The following is an 18,807-nucleotide window of genomic DNA, read 5'->3' as shown; positions in this document are numbered from 1 at the left end:
AGAACCGCTTTTCTCCCATTTTCAGGCAAAAAGGGGCCGCCGCGTTTTCACGCGGCGGCCCCTTCGGGTCTCCTGTCTCAGGCTCAGCGTCCGGAACCGCCGCCCGTGGAGGCAGCGCGGAAGCGAGCACGGGATTTCTTGATCTCGTCGTACGCCTCGGCCACCGCCTCCTCGGTGCGGCGCAGGGCGTCCTCGCAGTACTCGTTGGCCGCGCGGCGGAGCTCCCGGCTCCGCTCCTCGGCCTGGCGGATGATCTCGTTGGAGCGCTGCTTGGCCTGGGCAGCCAGCTCGTCCTCGGCCAGGATCTGCTTGGCCCGGTCGTCGGCCTGCTTGCGGATGAGCTCGGCCTCCCGCTTGGCGGAGGCGATGTACTCGGTCCGGCTGGCCAGCAGCTTCTTGGCCTCGCTCAGCTCCATGGGGAACTGGCTGCGGATCTCGTCCAGCAGGTCCAGGGCCTTGTCCCGCTCGATGATGCACTTCTCGCTGTTGAGGGGCACGCCCTTGGCCTCGTCGATCAATTGATAGAGTAAGTCCATCAGCTCTTCCACGCCACTGGCCATTACCCATTCCTCCTCTGTCGCATTCGTTCATTCACGTCGTCGATGATCTCCCGGGGCACGAAGTCCGAGAGATCTGCTCCGTAGCGGGCCATTTCCTTCACCACGCTGGAGCTGATGTAGGTATATTTCGTACTGGACGGCATGAACATGGTGTCCAGCCGGGGGTTCAGCTTGCGGTTGAGCAGCGCCATCTGCATCTCGTTCTCATAGTCCGACACCGCCCGCAGCCCCTTGACCAGGGTGCAGGCCCGCTTCTCCCGGGCGTACTCGGCCAGCAGGGTGGTGGACCAGTCCACCTCCACGTTGGGCAGCTTGTAGACCACCTTCCGGATCAGGTTCGCCCGCTCCTCGGGGGTGAAAAGGCCGGTGTTGATCTTGTCGGAGTTGACCATGACGCACACGATCAGCTTGTCGAAGCACACCGCCGCCCGCTTGATGATATTCAGATGCCCCAGAGTGATGGGGTCAAAGCTTCCGGGATAAATGGCTGTTTTCACCGAAACCTCCTTCCCGTGCGTCGGTCACAGACCGCGCCGGTACAGGGTGATTTTGATCTTGCCGTAGCGGTATTCCCGGCCCTTCCGATAAGGCTCCGGCAGATCGGGAAGCACCGTCTCCGCGGCACTTTCGCAGACCATTATACCATTTTCCGTCAGGATGTCAATTGCAGCGGCCCGCTCCAGCGCTTTTTCCAGCAGCCCCGCGGCGTAGGGCGGGTCTAGGAAAATGAGGTCAAACTTCTCCCCGCAGCTGGCCAGGAACGAGAGGGAATCCCCCTGCACCACCCGGGCCCGGTCCTCCAGGCGGGTGACCTTCAGGTTCTCCTTGATGAGGGCCACCGCGTCCTTCCGCAGGTCCACGAAGGTGCACTTCGCCGCCCCCCGGGACAGGGCCTCGATGCCCAGCTGGCCGGTGCCGCCGAACAGGTCCAGCACCTTCCGGCCCTCGATGTCGAACTGGACGATGTTGAAGATGGACTCTTTCACTTTATCCGTGGTGGGCCGGGTCTCCATGCCGGACAGCTCCTTCAGCCGCCGGCCCCGGGCTTCTCCCGAAATAACGCGCATGGCGTATTCCTCCTTTATGGCTCCGCCCCGGGCTTCTCCCCGGCGCGGAAAAAGTCATAGACCGCTCTGGCGGTGTTCTTGGGCACCGCCTGCTCCAGCTCCTCCAGAGAGGCGGCCCTGATGTTCTTGATGCTCTTGAAGTGCCTTAACAGCTCGGTGCGCCGCTTCTCCCCCACACCCGGGATCTGGTCCAGCGTGGAGCCCTGGACCCGCTTGGTGCGCTGGAGGCGGTTGAACTCGATGGCGAAGCGGTGGGTCTCCTCCTGGATCCGGCCGATGAAGGAGAAGATGGCCGGATTGCCCTGGATGCCGATCTCCTCCCCCGTCGCCGTCACCAGGGCGCGGGTGCGGTGGCGGTCGTCCTTCACCATGCCGAACACCGGGATGGTGAGCCCCAGCTCGTTCAGCACCTTCACCGCCACCCGTGCGTGGGTGGTGCCGCCGTCAATGAGGAGCACGTCCGGCTTGTCGCTGAATTTCTCGTCGCCGTCCAGGTAGCGCTTGAAACGCCGGGTGAGGACCTGCTCCATGGAGGCGTAGTCGTCGGCGTGGACCAGATCCTTGAGCTTGAAGTGGCGGTAATCCCGCTTGAGGGGCCTGCCGTCCACGAACACCGTCATAGAGGCCACGATGTCGTCGTCTCCGGTGTTGGAGATGTCGTAGGCCTCGATGCGCCGGGGCGGCGCAGGCAGGTCCAGGAGCTTGCCCAGCAGCTCCATGCGCTTGTTCTGCCGCTCCTCCCGGGTGGTGGCCCGGAACACCTCCTCCACAGCGTTCTTATCCGCCAGACGGATGAGGTCCATCTTGGCTCCCCGCTGGGGCGTGATGAGATTGACCCGCCGCCCCGCCTGCTCGGAGAGGAGCCGGGTGATGGGCACCTCGTCCTCCAGCTCGCAGGGGAGCAAGATCTGTTTGGGCAGGTTCCCCCGCCCGCCGTAGAATCCCCGCACCAGGGCGGAGACCACCTCGCCGGTCTCCTCCTCCATGGGGGTCTCCATCAGAGTCCAGTCCTTGGCGGCCAGCTCTCCGTCGGCGTAGTGGAGGACCACAAAGCAGCTCTTGGCCTCGCCCCGGTGGAAGCCCACCACGTCGGTGTCGGCCAGAGAGGCGGCCACCACCTTCTGCCGCTTGCCCAGCAGCTCGATGGCCTTGTATCGGTCCCGCAGCTCCGCCGCCCGCTCAAAGCGCAGCTCCTCGGCGGCCTGCTCCATCTCGGCCTTGATCTCGTCCCCTACCTCCTGGAACTTGCCCTCCAGGAGCCGCACCGCCTGCTCGATGGCCTCCCCGTAGCGGGACTGGTCCATGTCCTTCCGGCAGTAGCCGTCGCACTTGCCCATGTGGTAGTTGAGGCAAGGCCGCCCCTTTCCGATGTCCCGGGGGAACACCCGGGCGCAGGCCGGTAAGCGCAGCGCCGTCAGCAGCGCGTCGATGATGGCCTGGCTGGCCCCCCGGTTCCCAAAGGGTCCGAAGTAGCGGGCTCCGTCGTCCTCCGCCCGGTTGGCCATGGAAAAATGGGGGTAGGGCGATTTCACATCCAGGCGGATATAGGGGTAGCCCTTGTCGTCCTTCAGGAGGATGTTGTAGTGGGGCTGGTGGCGCTTGATGAGGGAGCTCTCCAGCACCAGGGCCTCGAACTCCGAGTCGGCCACGATCACGTCGAAGTGGTCGATCTGGCTCACCATGGCCCGGGTCTTTTCGGTGTGGGAGGCCAGGTTGGCAAAGTACTGGCTGACCCGGTTTTTCAGGGCCTTGGCCTTGCCCACATAGATGACCGTATTCTTGGCATCCTGCATAATGTACACACCCGGCTTCAGCGGCAGGGCATGGGCTTTTTCTTTCAGTTCTTCAAAGGTCATAGCAGAAACAGTATGCCCTCCTTTTTGATGAAGTCAGTGTGCTTTCTGCACCCGGCGCGGGGCGCATGTCCTCGCCGGACAGGCCGCCTGCTCGGCGGGAGCACCGCTTTCTTTGCGAAAGAAAGCGGTGGGAAAGAAAGCCCAGAGGGGGGATACCGCCCCTCTGGACTCCCCCAAGGCGCTCCCCGGCTTTCATTCTTCTGCGGTGGTATTTCCTTACCTCGGCGTGGCCAATTCCAAGCCTGGTGCCTATGAAGAAAGCGTTGTACTGCCGGCAAAACCAGGTGGCCGAAGGCCGCCCACTTAGGGGGATTCTCAAGGGGGCAGACAGCCCCCTTGAGGCCTTTTCTTTCCCCGGTTTCTTTTCCGCGAAAAGAAATCGGGCGCTGTCCGCGCAGGACGCCCGCCCGGCGAGGGTAAAACTCCTCCGGGCCTCCCGGGAGCAAAACTCACGCTTCAAATCAAAAAAAGCGCCGCACACGGCGGCGCTTTTTTTCGGCACAGGATTACTCGGCGAAGTTGGAGCTGATGAGCTCGATGAGGCCCTCAATGGCCTCCTTCTCGTCGGGGCCGTCGGCGATCAGGTTGATCGAAGTGCCCTTCACGATGCCCAGGGAGAGCACGCCCAGCAGACTCTTGGCATTCACTCTCCGCTCATCCTTTTCCACCCAGATAGAGCTCTTGAACTCATTGGCCTTCTGGATGAAGAAAGTCGCCGGACGCGCGTGCAGACCGACCTGGTTATTCACCATTGCCTCTTTCATATACATAGCGTTTCCTCCCCTAATATGCCTCGCATATTTGCAATTATAAGAATACCAAATTTGTCCCAAATCGTCAATGCCAATTTGCACAAATTCCTGCTCCCACCTCTGGCGCTTTCGCTGAATGGAGCGGATCTGCTCGAAGATGCAGGAACGCCATCACTCCCTTCTCTCCGGCGGGGCGGAGCGCTCAGCGCAGCTCCACCACCGTCACACCGTCCTCACCCTCGCCGAAGCGGCCAGGGCGGAAGGATTTCACATAGCGGCTGCGCTTGAGGTGCTCCCGCACCGCCTTGCGCACCGCGCCGGTGCCTTTGCCGTGGATGACGGTGACCTCCTGGAGGCGGCCCAGCATGGCGTTGTCCAGGAACATGTCCAGGGCGTTGATGGCCTCATCGGTCATCATGCCCCGCAGGTCCACCTCCGGCGACGCGCCCAGGGAACGCAGCTTGTGCTCAGCCTGGCGCACCACCTTGCGGGCCTCCTTCTGGGTCTGGGTCTCCCCCTCTACCACGCGGACCTCGCTCTGCTTGGCGGTGATTTTCAGAATGCCCGCCTGGAGCTGGAGGGAGCCGTCCTTGTTCACGCTCAGGACGGTGGCCTGGGTGCCCATCTTCACCAGCTCCACCGTGTCGCCCGCCTTGGCCGGACGGGTGGGAGGGGGTGCGGGCTCCTCCTTGCGGCGGCCCAGCTTGTCCTCGGCCTCGTTCAGGCGGTGCTTCAGCCCGGCGCGGGCCTCGTTGACCCGCTGCCAGTCCTCCTCCTTGCGCTGCTTCTTGCGCATGTCGTTAAGCTCTTTAAAGACCTGGTCGGCCGTGTCTCTCGCCTCGTCCAGGATGCGCCGGGCCTCGGCCTGGGCCTTCTCCACGGCCTTGGCCCGCTCCTTCTCCAGCTTCTCCCGGTACTCCCGGGCCACCTTGGCCGAGTCCTCCATCTCCCGACGGAGCTTGGCGGCCTCTTCCTTCTCCCGCTCCATCTGCTGGCGCTGCTCGTCCAGCTGGGTGAGCACGTCCTCAAAGCGGACGTTTTCCGCGTCGATGCGCTCGGCGGCTTTCTGGATGATATATTTCGGCAGTCCCAGCCGCTCGGAGATGGCGAAGGCGTTGGACTTGCCGGGAATGCCGATGAGCAGCCGGTAGGTGGGGGCCAGGGAGTCCACATTGAACTCACAGGAGGCGTTCTCCACCCCCTTGGTGGTCATGGCGTACACTTTCAGCTCGGCGTAGTGGGTGGTGGCGGCCACCAGGGCGCCCAGCTCCCGGGCGCTCTCGATGATGGCGGCGGCCAGGGCGGCGCCCTCGATGGGATCGGTGCCCGCGCCCAGCTCGTCGAAGAGGATGAGGGTCTCGTCGTCCGCCTCCTTCAGGATGCCCACGATATTGACCATGTGGGAGGAGAAGGTGGACAGGCTCTGGGCAATGGACTGCTCGTCGCCCACGTCGGCCAGCACCCGGGAAAAGACCTGGATGCGGCTGTCGGCGTCCACGGGGATGTGGAGGCCGCACTGGGCCATGAGCACCAGAAGGCCCATGGTCTTGATGGTCACCGTCTTACCGCCGGTGTTGGGGCCGGTGATGACCAGGGTGTCGAAGTCCTCCCCCAGCATCAGGTCGTTGGGCACGGCCTTGTTGGGGTCCAGCAGCGGGTGGCGGGCCCGGCGGAGATAGAGCCCCCGCTTGACGATCTTGGGCTCGGCGCCCTTCATGCGGTAGGAGAGCTTGGCCCGGGCGAAAATGACGTCCAGCATGAGCAGGAGGTCATAGTTCTGGGCGATGTCCTCCCGGTAGGCGGCGCACTCGGCGGAGAGCTCGGCCAGGATGCGCTCGATCTCCTTCTCCTCCCGGGACTGGAGCTCCCGCAGCTCGTTGTTGGCCTTCACCACGCCCATGGGCTCGATGAAGAAGGTGCCGCCGGAGGAGGACACGTCGTGGACCAGGCCGGGCACGTCGTTCTTGTGCTCCGACTTCACCGGCACCACGAAGCGGTCGTTTCGTTGGGTGATGATGGCCTCCTGGAGGTACTTGGCCTGGTTGGAGGAGATGAGCTTGTTGAGGATGTCCCGGACCTTGCTGGCGGTGGCCCGGATGTGGCGGCGGATGTCGGCCAGCTCCGGACTGGCCGAGTCGGCGATCTCATCCTCGCCCACGATGGAGCCGGTGATCTTCTCCTCCAGATACCGGTTGGGGGTCAGGGAGGCGAAGAGGTGGTCGATACACGTCTTGGCCGCGCCGCTGCGGCCGTCGGCGTACTCCTTGGCCGAGCGGGAGGCCCGCAGCACTGCCGCAATGTCCAGCAGCTCCCGGGTGTTCAGCGCGCCGCCCATGTTGGCCCGCTGGAGGGAGGCCGCCACCGGCTTCACCCCGGAAAAGGAGGGGCTGCCGCTGAGGGTCATCAGGTCCACCGCGGCGCTGGTCTCGGCCAGGCGGCGGCGCACGTCGTCCTCGTCGGTGAGGGGGCGCAGGTTCAGGCAGCGCTCCTTCCCCTCTTCGGTCACGGCCTGCTCGGCCAGGCGCTCCAGCACCCGGGGCAGCTCCAGAGTCTGAATGGATTTTTCAAATAAATCGGTCATAGACACGCTCCAAATCAAATCGCCCGGACCGTCCGGGCGGTTTTATCCTAAAAAGGCGGGACGATTCGTCCCCTTTTATCATACACCAAAGTGCCGTCAAATTCCAGTCCCCTCTTACGTCCGGTCCAGCTGGTCCTTGACCCGCTCCCAGTCCTCCGGGCGGTTGACGTTGCAGAGGATGCGCTCCAGGTCGAAGCCGGGCAGGTCCCCTTCCTCGATCACCCGCACCTTCACCTTGGGAAAGAGCCCGTGGACGAAGGACCGCTCCCCCGCCGCCAGGCCCTCCCGCACAGCGGGGAGGCAGCCGGGGCCGTACACGGCAAAAAGGGGCTCCAGGCGGCCACTCTCCCGGCGGATGAGGCACACGTCGTCCTCCCCCAGCCGCGCCGCCAGCGCCCGGGCCAGGTCCGGGTCCCCGAAGGGCATGTCCACCGCGGTGAGGAACACCCCGCCGGGGAAGGCGGACAGACCCGCCTCCAGCCCCGCCATGGGGCCCGCGCCGGGAAAGCCGTCGGACAAAGCCGCCGTGTCCGGGGGGAGCGGACGGGGATGTTCCCCGATGGACACTGCGACGCCGGAAAAGACGCCCTGCCAGCGCGCCACCTGGCGCTCCAGCAGCGTGGCGTCCCCCGCCCGCAGATTTCCCTTGTCCTGTCCCATCCGGCGGGAGGCCCCGCCCGTCAAGATCACCGTGGTCAGTTCCATGTGTTCCTCCTGTATCGCGCTTGTCTCAATTATGGTTTGCAGAGCTGATTGTATCAGTCTTTGCGCCGTCTGACAAGTTTTTCCCCCTGCATAGAATGGCCCGTCCTTCCATATCCTCTGAAATAGAAACTTCTCTAGACTGGAGGAACCGCCATGAAACGATGGTGCGCGGCCCTGGCGGCCGTGATGCTGCTCTCCTTCCCGGCCGGTGCGGCGGAGGCCACGCCGACGGTGGAGGCGGGAGCCGCCGTACTGATGGAACAGGAGACGGGCACCGTGCTCTGCGAGTCCAACGCCCACGACAAGATGGAGCCCGCCAGCGTCACCAAGGTGATGACCATGCTGCTGGTGATGGAGGCCCTGGACAGCGGGCAGCTGTCCAAGGAGGACATGGTGACCGTCAGTGCCCACGCCGCCTCCATGGGCGGCAGTCAGGTCTATTTAAAGGAAGGGGAACAGATGACGGTGGACGATCTCATGAAGGCCGTGGCGGTGGCCTCGGGCAACGACGCCGCCGTGGCCCTGGCCGAGCACCTGGCCGGCAGTGAGGAGGCCTTCGTCACCCGGATGAACCAGCGGGCCCGGGAGCTGGGCATGCACGACACCACCTTCTTCAACTGCACCGGCCTGCCCGCTGCCGGGCACCTGACCAGTGCCTACGACATCGCCCTCATGAGCCGGGAGCTGATGGTCAACCACCCCGGCATTCAAGCGTATACCACCATCTGGATGGACTCCCTGCGGGACGGGGCATTCCAGCTGGCCAACACCAACAAGCTCCTGCGCCGCTACCAGGGGGTCACCGGCCTGAAAACCGGCTCCACCGACTCGGCGGGCTACTGCCTGTCCGCCACCGCCGAGCGGGACGGCATGGCCCTCATCGCCGTCATCCTGAAGGCCCCCACCTCCGACGCCCGGCTGGCCGCCGCTGAGACGCTGCTCAACTACGGCTTTGCCAACTACACGCTGGTGGACGTGGGACCCGGCCAGGCCCTGCCCCCGGTCACCGTGCGCCTGGGCGTCACCAGCCAGGTCCAGCCCATCCTCTCCACCCCCGGCCGGGTGCTGGTGGAGCGCAGCCAGGTGGACTCGGTGACCACCCAGGTGGAGCTGGCCGCCGACGTGGAGGCCCCCGTGGAGCCGGGTCAGATCCTGGGCCGGCTCTCCGTCCGGGTGGACGGCGAGGAACGACAAAATCTCCCTCTCGTGGCCGACCAGGGCGTGGCCCGGATCTCACTGGGAGGTATTTTTTCCAATTTGCTGCAGCGTCTTCTGATGGTCGCATGACCAGGCGGGAGGGCCCGAATGGTGGGCCCTCCCGCCTGGTTTTCCCGGTTTTATTCACTTTTTATGCGAGAATAAACCAATTCTTCTGGAAAAGACCTGCTCTTGACGCGCCCTGGATTCTGTTGTATAATTTATACAAAATAGCCATTCATCCTTTTGAGGGCTATTATCATCTATGACAACAAAAAATCCGTCTGAAGCGCCGAATTTATGGTTGTTTTTACCAGTAAGGAGAGATTGCCTATGAATCCCAAACCGATGACATCCGTGAGCGCTCTCGAGGCTTTCGCCAGTGGAAACGCCGTGCGTGCCCAGGACTATTTGGGTTCCCATGCCGAGACCAGAGACGGGACCGCCGGTTATGTCTTCCGTGTCTGGGCCCCCCACGCCACCGCGGTGGCCGTGATGGGCGACTTCAACGACTGGGATCAGGCCAGCCACCCCATGAAGCTCATCGGCGATGGCGTGTGGGAGGGGTTCGTCCCCGGCCTGAAGCGCTATGACAGCTACAAATATGCCGTCACCGCCCGCGACGGGCGCATTTTGGCCAAGTCCGACCCCTACGCCTTCCACGCCGAGACCCGTCCCGGCACCGCCTCCAAGATCTATGACCTGGGGGACTACCAGTGGGGCGATCAGGGCTGGATGGCCGCCCGGAAAGCCAATCCCATCTATCAGAATCCCCTGAATATCTATGAGATCCACCTGGGCTCCTGGCGGCGCACCGGCGAGGATACCTTCCTCAGCTACCGGGACATCGCCCAGTACCTGGTCCCCTACGTCAAGGAGATGGGCTTCACCCATGTGGAGCTGCTGCCCGTCAGCGAGCATCCCCTGGACGCCTCCTGGGGCTACCAGTGCACCGGCTACTTCGCCGCCACCAGCCGCTTCGGCACCCCCGATGACTTCATGTACTTGGTGGACCAGCTCCACCGGGCCGGCATCGGCGTCATCCTGGACTGGGTCCCCGCCCACTTCCCAAAGGACGCCTTTGGCCTCTATGAGTTCGACGGCGAGCCCTGCTACGAGTACGCCGACCCCCGCAAGGGTGAGCACGCCGACTGGGGCACCCGCGTCTTTGACTACAGCCGCTACGAGGTCCGCTCCTTCCTCTTCTCCTCCGCTCTCTTCTGGCTGGAGCAGTACCACATCGACGGCCTGCGGGTGGACGCCGTGGCCTCCATGCTGTATCTGGACTACGGCCGCCAGGGCGGCGAGTGGTGCCCCAACATGTTCGGCGGGCACGAGAACCTGGAGGCCGTGGACTTCCTCCAGGCCCTGAACACCCACATCTTCACCGCCCACCCCGACGTCATGATGATCGCTGAGGAGTCCACCGCCTGGCCCCGGGTCTCCCATCCCGTGGGACAGGGCGGTCTGGAGGGGGGCCTGGGCTTCAACCTGAAGTGGAACATGGGCTGGATGAACGACATCATCCACTACATGAAGCTGGACCCCTACTTCCGCCAGTTCAACCATCGGGACATCACCTTCTCCCTGATGTACGCCTTCTCGGAAAACTTCGTGCTCCCCCTGTCCCACGACGAGGTGGTGCACATGAAGGGCTCCTTCATCAACAAGATGCCCGGCACCGACGACGAGAAGTTCCCCGGCGTGCGGGCCTTCTACACCTACATGCTGACCCACCCCGGCAAGAAGCTGCTCTTCATGGGCGCCGAGTTCGGTCAGTTCAACGAGTGGCACTATGAGCACTCCCTGGACTGGCACCTCCTCAAGCAGGAGCGGCACAAGAAGCTTCAGAAGTTCTTCAAATCCGCCAACCAGTTCTACCTGGCCAATCCCGAGCTGTGGCAGCTGGACTTCTCCTGGGAGGGGTTCCAGTGGATCTGCGCCGACGACAACCAGGGCAACTGCGCCGCCTTCCTCCGCAAGGACAAGAAGGGCCAGTTCCTGCTGGTGGTGTGCAACTTCTCCCCCGTCCACCGCAAGGGCTACCAGGTGGGCGTCCCCTTCCCCGGCCGGTACGAGCTGGTGTTCAACACCGACGACGAGTCCTTCGGCGGCACCGGACTGGGCGACAAGGAGCCCCTCAAGACCGAGTACATCGCCTGCCATGGCCAGGAGCAGTCCATCTCCATCGATCTGCCCCCCATGAGCGCTGTCATCTATAAGTGCGTCAAGAAATTCCCGCCCCGCCGCAAGAAGGCGGAGCTTCAGCCGGCGGCCGAGCCCAAGAAGGCGGTCAAGCGTACGGCCAAGACCACCACCCGGACCCGGTCCACCAAAACCGATGCAAAGGACAAGGACACCCCCGCGAAACCCAAGGCTGCCGCCAAAAAGCCCGCGGCCAAAAAGCCGGCGAAGCCGTCCTGAGTCGATCCGAGAAGAGAGGAGAGGGTAAACGGAAAGCCAATCGCTCCCGGGCCGACCGGAGAGAGGGAATGTATGGAACCGAGTCGTCGGTATCTGCAATAAGAGGTGAACGTGTTATGAAAAAGGAATGTGTCGCCATGCTTCTGGCTGGCGGACAAGGCAGCCGTCTTCACGCGCTGACCAGTCACGTGGCAAAACCCGCCGTCCCCTTTGGCGGCAAGTACCGTATCATTGATTTTCCCCTGTCCAACTGTGTCAATTCCGGTATTGATACGGTGGGCGTGCTGACCCAGTACCGTCCCATGGAGCTCAACGCCTATCTGGGCAACGGCCAGCCCTGGGACCTGGACCGCTCCGACGGCGGCGTCCATGTGCTGCCCCCCTACATGCGTGAGGGCGAGAAGGGCACCTGGTACAAGGGTACTGCCAACGCCATCTATCAGAACCTGGACTTCCTGGAGCTGTATGACCCCGAGTACGTGCTCATCCTCTCGGGTGACCATATCTATAAAATGGACTACTCCAAGATGCTGGCCCACCACAAGGAAGTGGGCGCCGCCTGCACCATCTCGGTGCTGGAGGTCACCCTGGAGGAGGCCACCCGCTTCGGCATCATGAACGTGGATGACCACGACACCATCTACGAGTTCGAGGAGAAGCCCAAGCACCCCAAGAGCAACCTGGCCTCCATGGGCATCTATATCTTCACCTGGAAGAAGCTCAAGCAGTACCTCATCGCCGACGAGGCCGACGAGAAGAGCGCCAACGACTTCGGTAAGAACATCATTCCCGCCATGCTGAACGCCGGCGAGAAGCTGGTGGCCTACCGCTTCAAGGGCTACTGGAAGGACGTGGGCACCATCGACTCCCTGTGGGACGCCAACATGGACATGCTCTCTCCTGAGAACGGCATCGACCTGTACGATCCCGAGTGGCCCATCTACGCCCGCACCCCCACCAAGCCTCCTCTCTTCACCGGCTCCAGCGCCAAGGTCTCCCACTCCATGCTCACCGGCGGCTGCAACGTCAACGGTACCGTGGAGAACTCGGTGCTCTTCCACTCGGTCACCGTGGAGGAGGGCGCCAAGGTCAGCTACTCCATCCTCATGCCCGGCACCGTGGTCAAGACCGGCGCCGTGGTGGAATACGCCATTGTGGCGGAGAACACCGTCATCGGCAGCAATGCCCGGGTGGGCGCGCCCCCAACGGCGGAGAATAACGCCGACTGGGGCATCGCCGTGGTGGCCCAGAACCTGAAGGTGGGCGACAATGCCATCATCTCCCCCAAGGCTATGATCACCAAGAATGTGAAAGGAGGCGATGTGAAATGATGAACAAACTGCATGGCATCGTCTTCGCATATCGCTCCAACCCCAACCTGCGGGAGCTGACCCAGCCCCGTAACACCTGCTCCGTGCCCTACGGCGGCCGCTACCGCGTGGTGGACTTCATGCTCTCCAACATGGTCAACGCCGGCATCACCGATGTGGGCCTCATCGTTCACACCAACTATCAGTCCCTGCTGGACCACGTGGGCTCCGGCAAGGACTGGGATCTCTCCCGCAAGCACGGCGGTCTGCGCATCCTGCCCCCCTTCAGCTACGCGGACAAGCGCGAGAGCCTCTACCGGGGCCGCATGGACGCTCTGGCGGGCGTGCGCTCCTACCTCGCCAACATCCGGCAGGACCATGTGGTGCTGGCCGGCGGCGATCTGGCCGTGAACCTCCCCCTGCGGGAGATCTACGCCTCCCACATCAAGAGCGGCGCCGACATCACCGCCGTCTGCACCGCCACCCCCAAGGGCGCGCCCCACAGCTGCGACTACTTCACTGTGGACTCCAAGGGCTTTGCCTCCGACATCGCCATCCACCCCGAGACTCCCTCCGGCTGTGAGTCCCTGGAGGTCTACATCCTCTCCAAAGAGCTGCTGCTCAACCTGGTGGACTACTGCTCCGCCCACAACATCTCCTCCTTCAGCGAGGGCGTGCTCTCCCGCATGTGGGGCCAGCTGAAGATCCACGTCTACATCCACGATGGCTACGCCGCCCGGCTGCAGTCGGTGTCCGGCTACTTTGAGCGCAGCATGGAGCTGCTGGACCCCGCCGTCCGCTCCCAGCTCTTCGTGCCCGAGCGCCCCGTCAAGACCAAGGACCAGTCCAACCCCTCCACCTACTACGGCCCCGAGGCCAAGTCCACCAACTCCCTGGTGGCCGACGGCTGTATCATCGAGGGCGAGGTGGAGAACTCCATCCTCTTCCGCGGCGTCAAGGTGGAGAAGGGCGCCCGCGTGTCCAACTGCGTCCTGATGCAGGGCACCACCATCCAGGCCGGCGCTGTGCTGAAGTACACCATCACCGACAAGAACGTCCGCGTCAACGCCGGTCGTATGCTCATGGGCCACTCCTCTTATCCTCTGGCCATTGCCAAGAATGAAATCGTATAATTATTGACGAATTTTCCTGTATCATGCGAGAGACGAAGGCGTTTTTTCAACACTTCGTCTCTCGCATTGATGTACCGTTTCTGCTATAATGAGAGAAGCATCGGCCCTGCACCCGTAAAGCGTGGGTCTTGTTGTGTCATTCGGCGGGCGAAGGGCTACGAAAGGAGTCTTTTATGAACATCCTGTTTGCCTCTTCCGAGGTTGCCCCTTTTATTAAGACCGGCGGTCTGGCCGACGTTGCCGGCAGCCTTCCCAAGGCGCTGGCCGCCGCGGGCCACGATGTGCGCGTCATTCTCCCCCTCTACGAGGGCATTGGCTGGGAGTGGCGCAACCAGATGAACTATCTGTTCAACTTCAATGTCACGCTGGCCTGGCGCACCCCCTACTGCGGTATCTTTGAGCTGAAGCGGGACGGCGTCACCTACTACTTCGTGGACAACGAGTACTACTTCAAGCGCGCCGGCCTCTACGGCCACTACGACGACGCCGAGCGCTTCGCCTTCTTCTCCCGCGCGGTGGTGGAGACTCCGGGCTACCTGAACTGGCATCCCGACGTCATCCACGCCAACGACTGGCAGACCGCTCTGGTGTGCATCTACCTGCTGGAGGAGCGTCACCGCATCCCCATGCTCTACGGCACCCAGTCCGTGTACACCATCCATAACATCGAGTATCAGGGCCGCTACGGCAAGGACCTGATGGTGGATCTGTTCGGCCTGAACTCCGGCTACTTCCACGAGCATATGCTGGCGTATCACGGGGATATCAACCTGATGAAGGGTGCCATCTATGCCGCTGACTATGTGACCACCGTCTCCCCCACCTACGCCGAGGAGCTGCAGTACGCCTTCTACGCCCACGGCCTGGAGGGCGTCATCGCCGACAACCGCCACAAGATCCGCGGCATCCTCAACGGCATCGACACCTCTCTGTACGATCCCTCCAACGGCAACGGCCTGGCCGCCGCCTTCAACGCCGACGACCTGAGCGGCAAGGCCGCCTGTAAGGCCGCCCTGCAGCAGGCCGTGGGCCTGCGCCAGGAGCCCAATGTGCCCATCATCGCCTGCATCTCCCGCCTGGTGAAGCACAAGGGCTTCGACATGGTCACCGCCGCCATCCACGACATCATGGCCATGGATGTGCAGATGGTGGTGCTGGGCACCGGCGACTGGGGCTATGAGGAGGCCTTCCGTCAGGCTCAGGCCCAGTACCCCGGCCGTTTCTCTGCCAATATCATGTACTCCGCCGCTCTCTCCAACGCCATTTACAGCGGCGCCGACATCTTCCTCATGCCCAGCGAGGCGGAGCCCTGCGGCCTGTCTCAGATGATCGCCATGCGCTACGGCACCATCCCCGTGGTCCGGGAGACCGGCGGCCTGAAGGACTCCGTCATCCCCCACGGCGTGTTCGGCGACACCGGCTTCACCTTCACCAACATCAACGCCCAGGATATGGTCTGGGTGCTGGGTGAGGCAGTGGGCCTCTACTACAACGACAAGGCCGGCTGGAACGTCCTCCAGCGCAACGGCATGACCGCCGACTTCTCCTGGAGCCGGTCCGCTGAGGACTACCTCCAGATCTACAACTGGATCACCGGCAAGGAGATGCATCCCGGCCACCCTTTTGAGGAAGGCCCGGCGGAGGAGCCTGTGGTCTCCGTCGAGGCCGCTCCGGTGACTGAGGAACCCGCCCCGGTGGAAGAGAAGGCGGAAGAGCCCGCCCCCGCCCCGGCGGAGGAGAAGCCCGCTCCCGCCAAGAAGCCCGCGGCCCAAAAGACCACCACCCGCAAGAAGGCCCCCGCCAAGGCGAAGGCCGCTGCGGCCAAGGAGCCCGCTCCCGCCGAGGAGAAGGCTGCTCCCGTGGAAGAGAAAAAGGCTCCCGTGACCGAGGAGCCCGCTCCTGTCGCGGTGAAGGCTCCGAAGGCGGAAAAGGCTGCTCCTGTCGAGGCAAAGGCCCCGGAGGCGGAAAAGGCCGCTCCTGTCGAGGTCAAAGCCCCGGTGGAGGAAAAGGCCCCCGTGGCCGAGGAGCCCGCTCCCGCCGAGGAAAAGGCCCCCGCCAAGAAGCCGGCCGCGCGCAAGACCGCGGCCAAGAAGCCGGCGGCCAAAAAGACCACCACCCGCAAGACTTCGACCAAAAAGGCCCCGTCTAAGGCCTCTTCCGCTGAGGAAAAATAAATAGACCTGCTCACCCCCACCCCGCAATCTTTTCACCCTCCGCCCGTTCCCCCGCGTCCGTGGCCGGAGGCATCGGACAATGCGCGAGCCCGCGGGCACGGCTCCTCACCTGCCCGCGGGCCATTTGTCTGATTTTGAACCGAATGGAGGTATATTTCCATGCATCAGTATACAAAGAAAGAGCTTATGGACCTGATCACCGGCAAGCTGCGCCGCAACTTCGGCCGGGACATTGACGAGGCCACCAGTCTGCACATGTTCAAGGCCTGCGCGCTGGTCCTGCGCGACATCATGTCCGCCCAGCAGATGAAGACCCAGGACAAGGTGCAGGCTACCCACGCCCGCCAGGTCCACTACCTCTCCCTGGAGTTCCTGATGGGCCGCTCCCTCATGAAGAACGCCTACAACCTGGGCGTGCTGGAGCCCCTGAAGGAGGCCATCGAGGGCCTGGGCTTCTCCGCTTCCGACCTCTTCGAGTCCGAGCCGGACGCCGGCCTGGGCAACGGCGGCCTGGGCCGTCTGGCTGCCTGCTACCTGGACTCCATGACCACCCTGGAGATCCCCGCCACCGGCTATTCCATCTGCTACGAGCTGGGTATCTTCAAGCAGAAGATCGTGGACGGCGAGCAGGTGGAGCTGGCCGACAACTGGCTGGGCCTGGGCGACGCCTGGCTCATCCCCAAGATGGATGAGGTGGAGGAAGTCCGCTTCGGCGGCCAGGTGAAGGACGTGTGGGACGATCAGGGCCATCACTCCATCCAGCACACCGGGTATACTTCCGTTCTGGCCATCCCCAAGGATATGGAGATCGCCGGCTTCAAGACCGAGCACGGCAACACCCTGCGCCTGTGGGACGCCAAGAGCCCCACGCCCGTGGATATGTCCCTCTTCTCCCGCGGCGAGTACCTGAAGGCCGTGGAGCAGCGGGCTATGGCCGAGACCATCTCCAAGATCCTCTACCCCGATGACAACCACTACGAGGGTAAGTCCCTGCGTCTGAAGCAGCAGTACTTTTTCGTCTCCGCCACCGTGCAGTCCATCGTGCGCAAGCACCGCGCCGAGTACGGCACCCTGCGCAACTTCCACCTGAAGCACGTGCTGCAGATCAACGACACCCACCCCACCCTGGTCATCCCCGAGCTCATGCGCATCCTGCTGGACGAGGAGGGCTACGGCTGGGACGAGGCCTGGAACATCGTCACCCACTCCGTGGCCTACACCAACCATACCGTCATGGCCGAGGCCCTGGAGCGTTGGCCCCAGCAGCTGGTCATCGACCTGCTGCCCCGCATCTGGCAGATCATCGTGGAGATCTCCAACCGCTACCAGAATGAGCTGACCACCTACTTCCACGGCGACATGTCCAAGGTGGAGCCCATGGCCATCATCTGGGGCGGCGACGTGCGCATGGCCAACCTCTGCATCTGCGCCTGCTACGCCGTCAACGGCGTGTCCGCCCTCCACTCCGACATCCTGAAGAAGGAAGTCTTCCACGACGCCTACGTCCGCACCCCCGCCAAGTTCAAGAACGTCACCAACGGCATCGACCACCGCCGCTGGCTGGCCGAGTGCAACCCCAAGCTGAACGCCCTCATCCAGGAGTGCACCGGCGGGGACCGCTACCTCCTCCAGCCCGAGGCCATGAAGGACCTGGAGAAGTACAAGGACGACGCCTCCGTGCTGGAGCGCCTGGAGAACATCAAGAAGGAGAACAAGCGCGCCTTCGCCTCCTGGGTGGCCCGCGAGAGCGGCATCGTCCTCAACACCGACGCCATGTTCGACGTCCAGGTCAAGCGCCTGCACGAGTACAAGCGCCAGCTCCTCAACGTGCTGCACATCATCTACGAGTACCAGCACCTGAAGGATGACCCCAACTTCATGATCACCCCCAAGGTGTACCTCTTCGGCGCCAAGGCCGCCCCCGGCTACTATGTGGCCAAGGAGATCATCCACCTCATCAACTCTCTGGCCGACACCGTCAACTCCGACCCCGTCTGCAAGGATAAGCTGCAGGTGGTCTTCCTGGAGAACTACCGCGTGAGCCTGGCCGAGAAGCTGATGCCCGCCAGCGAGCTCTCCGAGCAGATCTCCACCGCCGGCAAGGAGGCCAGCGGCACCGGCAACATGAAGTTCATGATGAACGGCGCGGTGACCATCGGCACCCTGGACGGCGCCAACGTGGAGATGCACGAGGTGCTGGGCGACGAGAACATCTTCCTCTTCGGCCTGAAGGCCCACGAGGTCACCGAGCTGAAGAACAAGAACTATCGCTCTTACGAGTACTATATGCACAACGCCGACCTGCGCGCCGTCATCGACAACCTGTCCCACGGCTTCAAGGACGGCGTGAGCTACGACAACCTGACCAAGCGCCTGCTCTTCGGCAACGGCAGCCCCGCCGACGAGTATATGCTCCTGGCCGACTTCGACAGCTACCGCAATGCCCACAAGCGCGCCGCTGAGCAGTATCTGGACCGCAAGACCTGGAACCAGATGTCCCTCATCAACGTGGCCCGCTCCGGCATCTTCGCCGCCGACCGCTCCATCCGGGATTATGCCCGCGATATCTGGAACGTGCCGGTCCGCGATCTGAGCGAGAAGAAGTAAATTCCAAAATCATAATGAGCCGTTGCAGGGCCTCTTGCTCTGCAACGGCTCGTTTTCTATTCCGGGAGCCCGGAGGATTTGTCCTCGCCGGACGGGCCGCCTGCTCGGCGGGAGCACCGCTTTCTTTGCAAAGAAAGCGGTGGGAAAGAAAGCCCAGAGGGGGGATACCCCCCTCTGGACTCCCCCAAAACGCTCCCCGGCTTTCATTCTTCTGCGGCAATATTTCCAAAGTGCGGCGTGGCCAATTCCAGGCTTTCCGCCTATCCGGAAAGCGTTGTACCCCGGCAATCAAGGCGGCCCCCGAAATGGCCGTCCGCTGGAGGGGAGTGGAGAGGGGAACGAGAAGTTCCCCTCTCCGCCTTTTCTTTCCCCGGTTTCTTTTCGAGAAAAGAAATCGGGTCCCCGCTGGATAAGCGGCCCGCCCGGCGAGGGCAACTGTTC

General features: G+C 63.2%; 13 protein-coding genes. 6 read left to right on the top strand and 7 right to left on the bottom strand.

The genetic code is table 11. The features are described 5' to 3' along the window. Positions 1–83: 83 nt before the first annotated feature. From B5G43_RS04750 to B5G43_RS04720, 7 genes are all read right to left on the bottom strand, one after another. Positions 84–560: a hypothetical protein gene (locus tag B5G43_RS04750; protein ID WP_087259326.1), complete on the bottom strand. Its 477-nt coding sequence runs from the start codon at positions 558–560 to the stop codon at positions 84–86. Continuing rightward, positions 560–1,057 (bottom strand): pantetheine-phosphate adenylyltransferase, encoded by a 498-nt coding sequence (gene coaD / locus B5G43_RS04745; protein ID WP_087259325.1) that lies wholly within the window; start codon positions 1,055–1,057, stop codon positions 560–562. The genes B5G43_RS04750 and coaD overlap by 1 nt, the downstream gene beginning before the upstream one ends. Before the next feature lie 24 nt (positions 1,058–1,081). Beyond that, positions 1,082–1,627, bottom strand: a complete 546-nt coding sequence (rsmD, locus tag B5G43_RS04740; RefSeq protein WP_087259324.1) for a 16S rRNA (guanine(966)-N(2))-methyltransferase RsmD — start codon at positions 1,625–1,627, stop codon at positions 1,082–1,084. 14 nt (positions 1,628–1,641) lie between these two features. Next, complete coding sequence (gene uvrC, locus B5G43_RS04735; protein WP_087259323.1) at positions 1,642–3,483, bottom strand: excinuclease ABC subunit UvrC; 1,842 nt, start codon at positions 3,481–3,483, stop codon at positions 1,642–1,644. 506 nt (positions 3,484–3,989) lie between these two features. Next, positions 3,990–4,253 (bottom strand): HPr family phosphocarrier protein, encoded by a 264-nt coding sequence (locus tag B5G43_RS04730; RefSeq protein ID WP_087259322.1) that lies wholly within the window; start codon positions 4,251–4,253, stop codon positions 3,990–3,992. A gap of 184 nt (positions 4,254–4,437) precedes the next feature. Further along, positions 4,438–6,816: an endonuclease MutS2 gene (locus B5G43_RS04725; RefSeq protein WP_087259321.1), complete on the bottom strand. Its 2,379-nt coding sequence runs from the start codon at positions 6,814–6,816 to the stop codon at positions 4,438–4,440. A gap of 114 nt (positions 6,817–6,930) precedes the next feature. After that, entirely contained in the window at positions 6,931–7,521 is a 591-nt protein-coding gene (locus B5G43_RS04720; RefSeq protein ID WP_087259320.1) for a molybdenum cofactor guanylyltransferase, read from the bottom strand. A gap of 153 nt (positions 7,522–7,674) precedes the next feature. Between B5G43_RS04720 and B5G43_RS04715 the strand changes: the two genes are divergently transcribed. The 6 genes from B5G43_RS04715 (at position 7,675) to B5G43_RS04690 (ending at position 18,366) form a co-directional block, all read left to right on the top strand. Beyond that, positions 7,675–8,808, top strand: a complete 1,134-nt coding sequence (locus B5G43_RS04715; protein ID WP_087259319.1) for a D-alanyl-D-alanine carboxypeptidase family protein — start codon at positions 7,675–7,677, stop codon at positions 8,806–8,808. Between the two features lie 258 nt (positions 8,809–9,066). Further along, positions 9,067–11,142, top strand: coding sequence for a 1,4-alpha-glucan branching protein GlgB (gene glgB / locus B5G43_RS04710; protein WP_242960461.1), 2,076 nt, complete (start codon positions 9,067–9,069; stop codon positions 11,140–11,142). Between the two features lie 116 nt (positions 11,143–11,258). Then, positions 11,259–12,473, top strand: a complete 1,215-nt coding sequence (locus B5G43_RS04705; protein ID WP_087259317.1) for a glucose-1-phosphate adenylyltransferase — start codon at positions 11,259–11,261, stop codon at positions 12,471–12,473. Further along, positions 12,470–13,585 (top strand): glucose-1-phosphate adenylyltransferase subunit GlgD, encoded by a 1,116-nt coding sequence (gene glgD, locus B5G43_RS04700; RefSeq protein WP_087259316.1) that lies wholly within the window; start codon positions 12,470–12,472, stop codon positions 13,583–13,585. The genes B5G43_RS04705 and glgD overlap by 4 nt, the downstream gene beginning before the upstream one ends. 173 nt (positions 13,586–13,758) lie before the next feature. Further along, entirely contained in the window at positions 13,759–15,759 is a 2,001-nt protein-coding gene (gene glgA, locus B5G43_RS04695; protein WP_242960456.1) for a glycogen synthase GlgA, read from the top strand. Between the two features lie 159 nt (positions 15,760–15,918). Further along, positions 15,919–18,366 (top strand): glycogen/starch/alpha-glucan phosphorylase, encoded by a 2,448-nt coding sequence (locus B5G43_RS04690; RefSeq protein ID WP_087259315.1) that lies wholly within the window; start codon positions 15,919–15,921, stop codon positions 18,364–18,366. Positions 18,367–18,807: the final 441 nt, after the last annotated feature.

Source organism: Flavonifractor sp. An92 (assembly GCF_002159175.1).
In the GTDB taxonomy this organism is placed as follows: Bacteria; Bacillota; Clostridia; order Oscillospirales; family Oscillospiraceae; genus Pseudoflavonifractor_A.
Note: the sequence above shows the minus strand (reverse complement) of the source record. Positions and strands in the feature narration are given on the sequence as shown.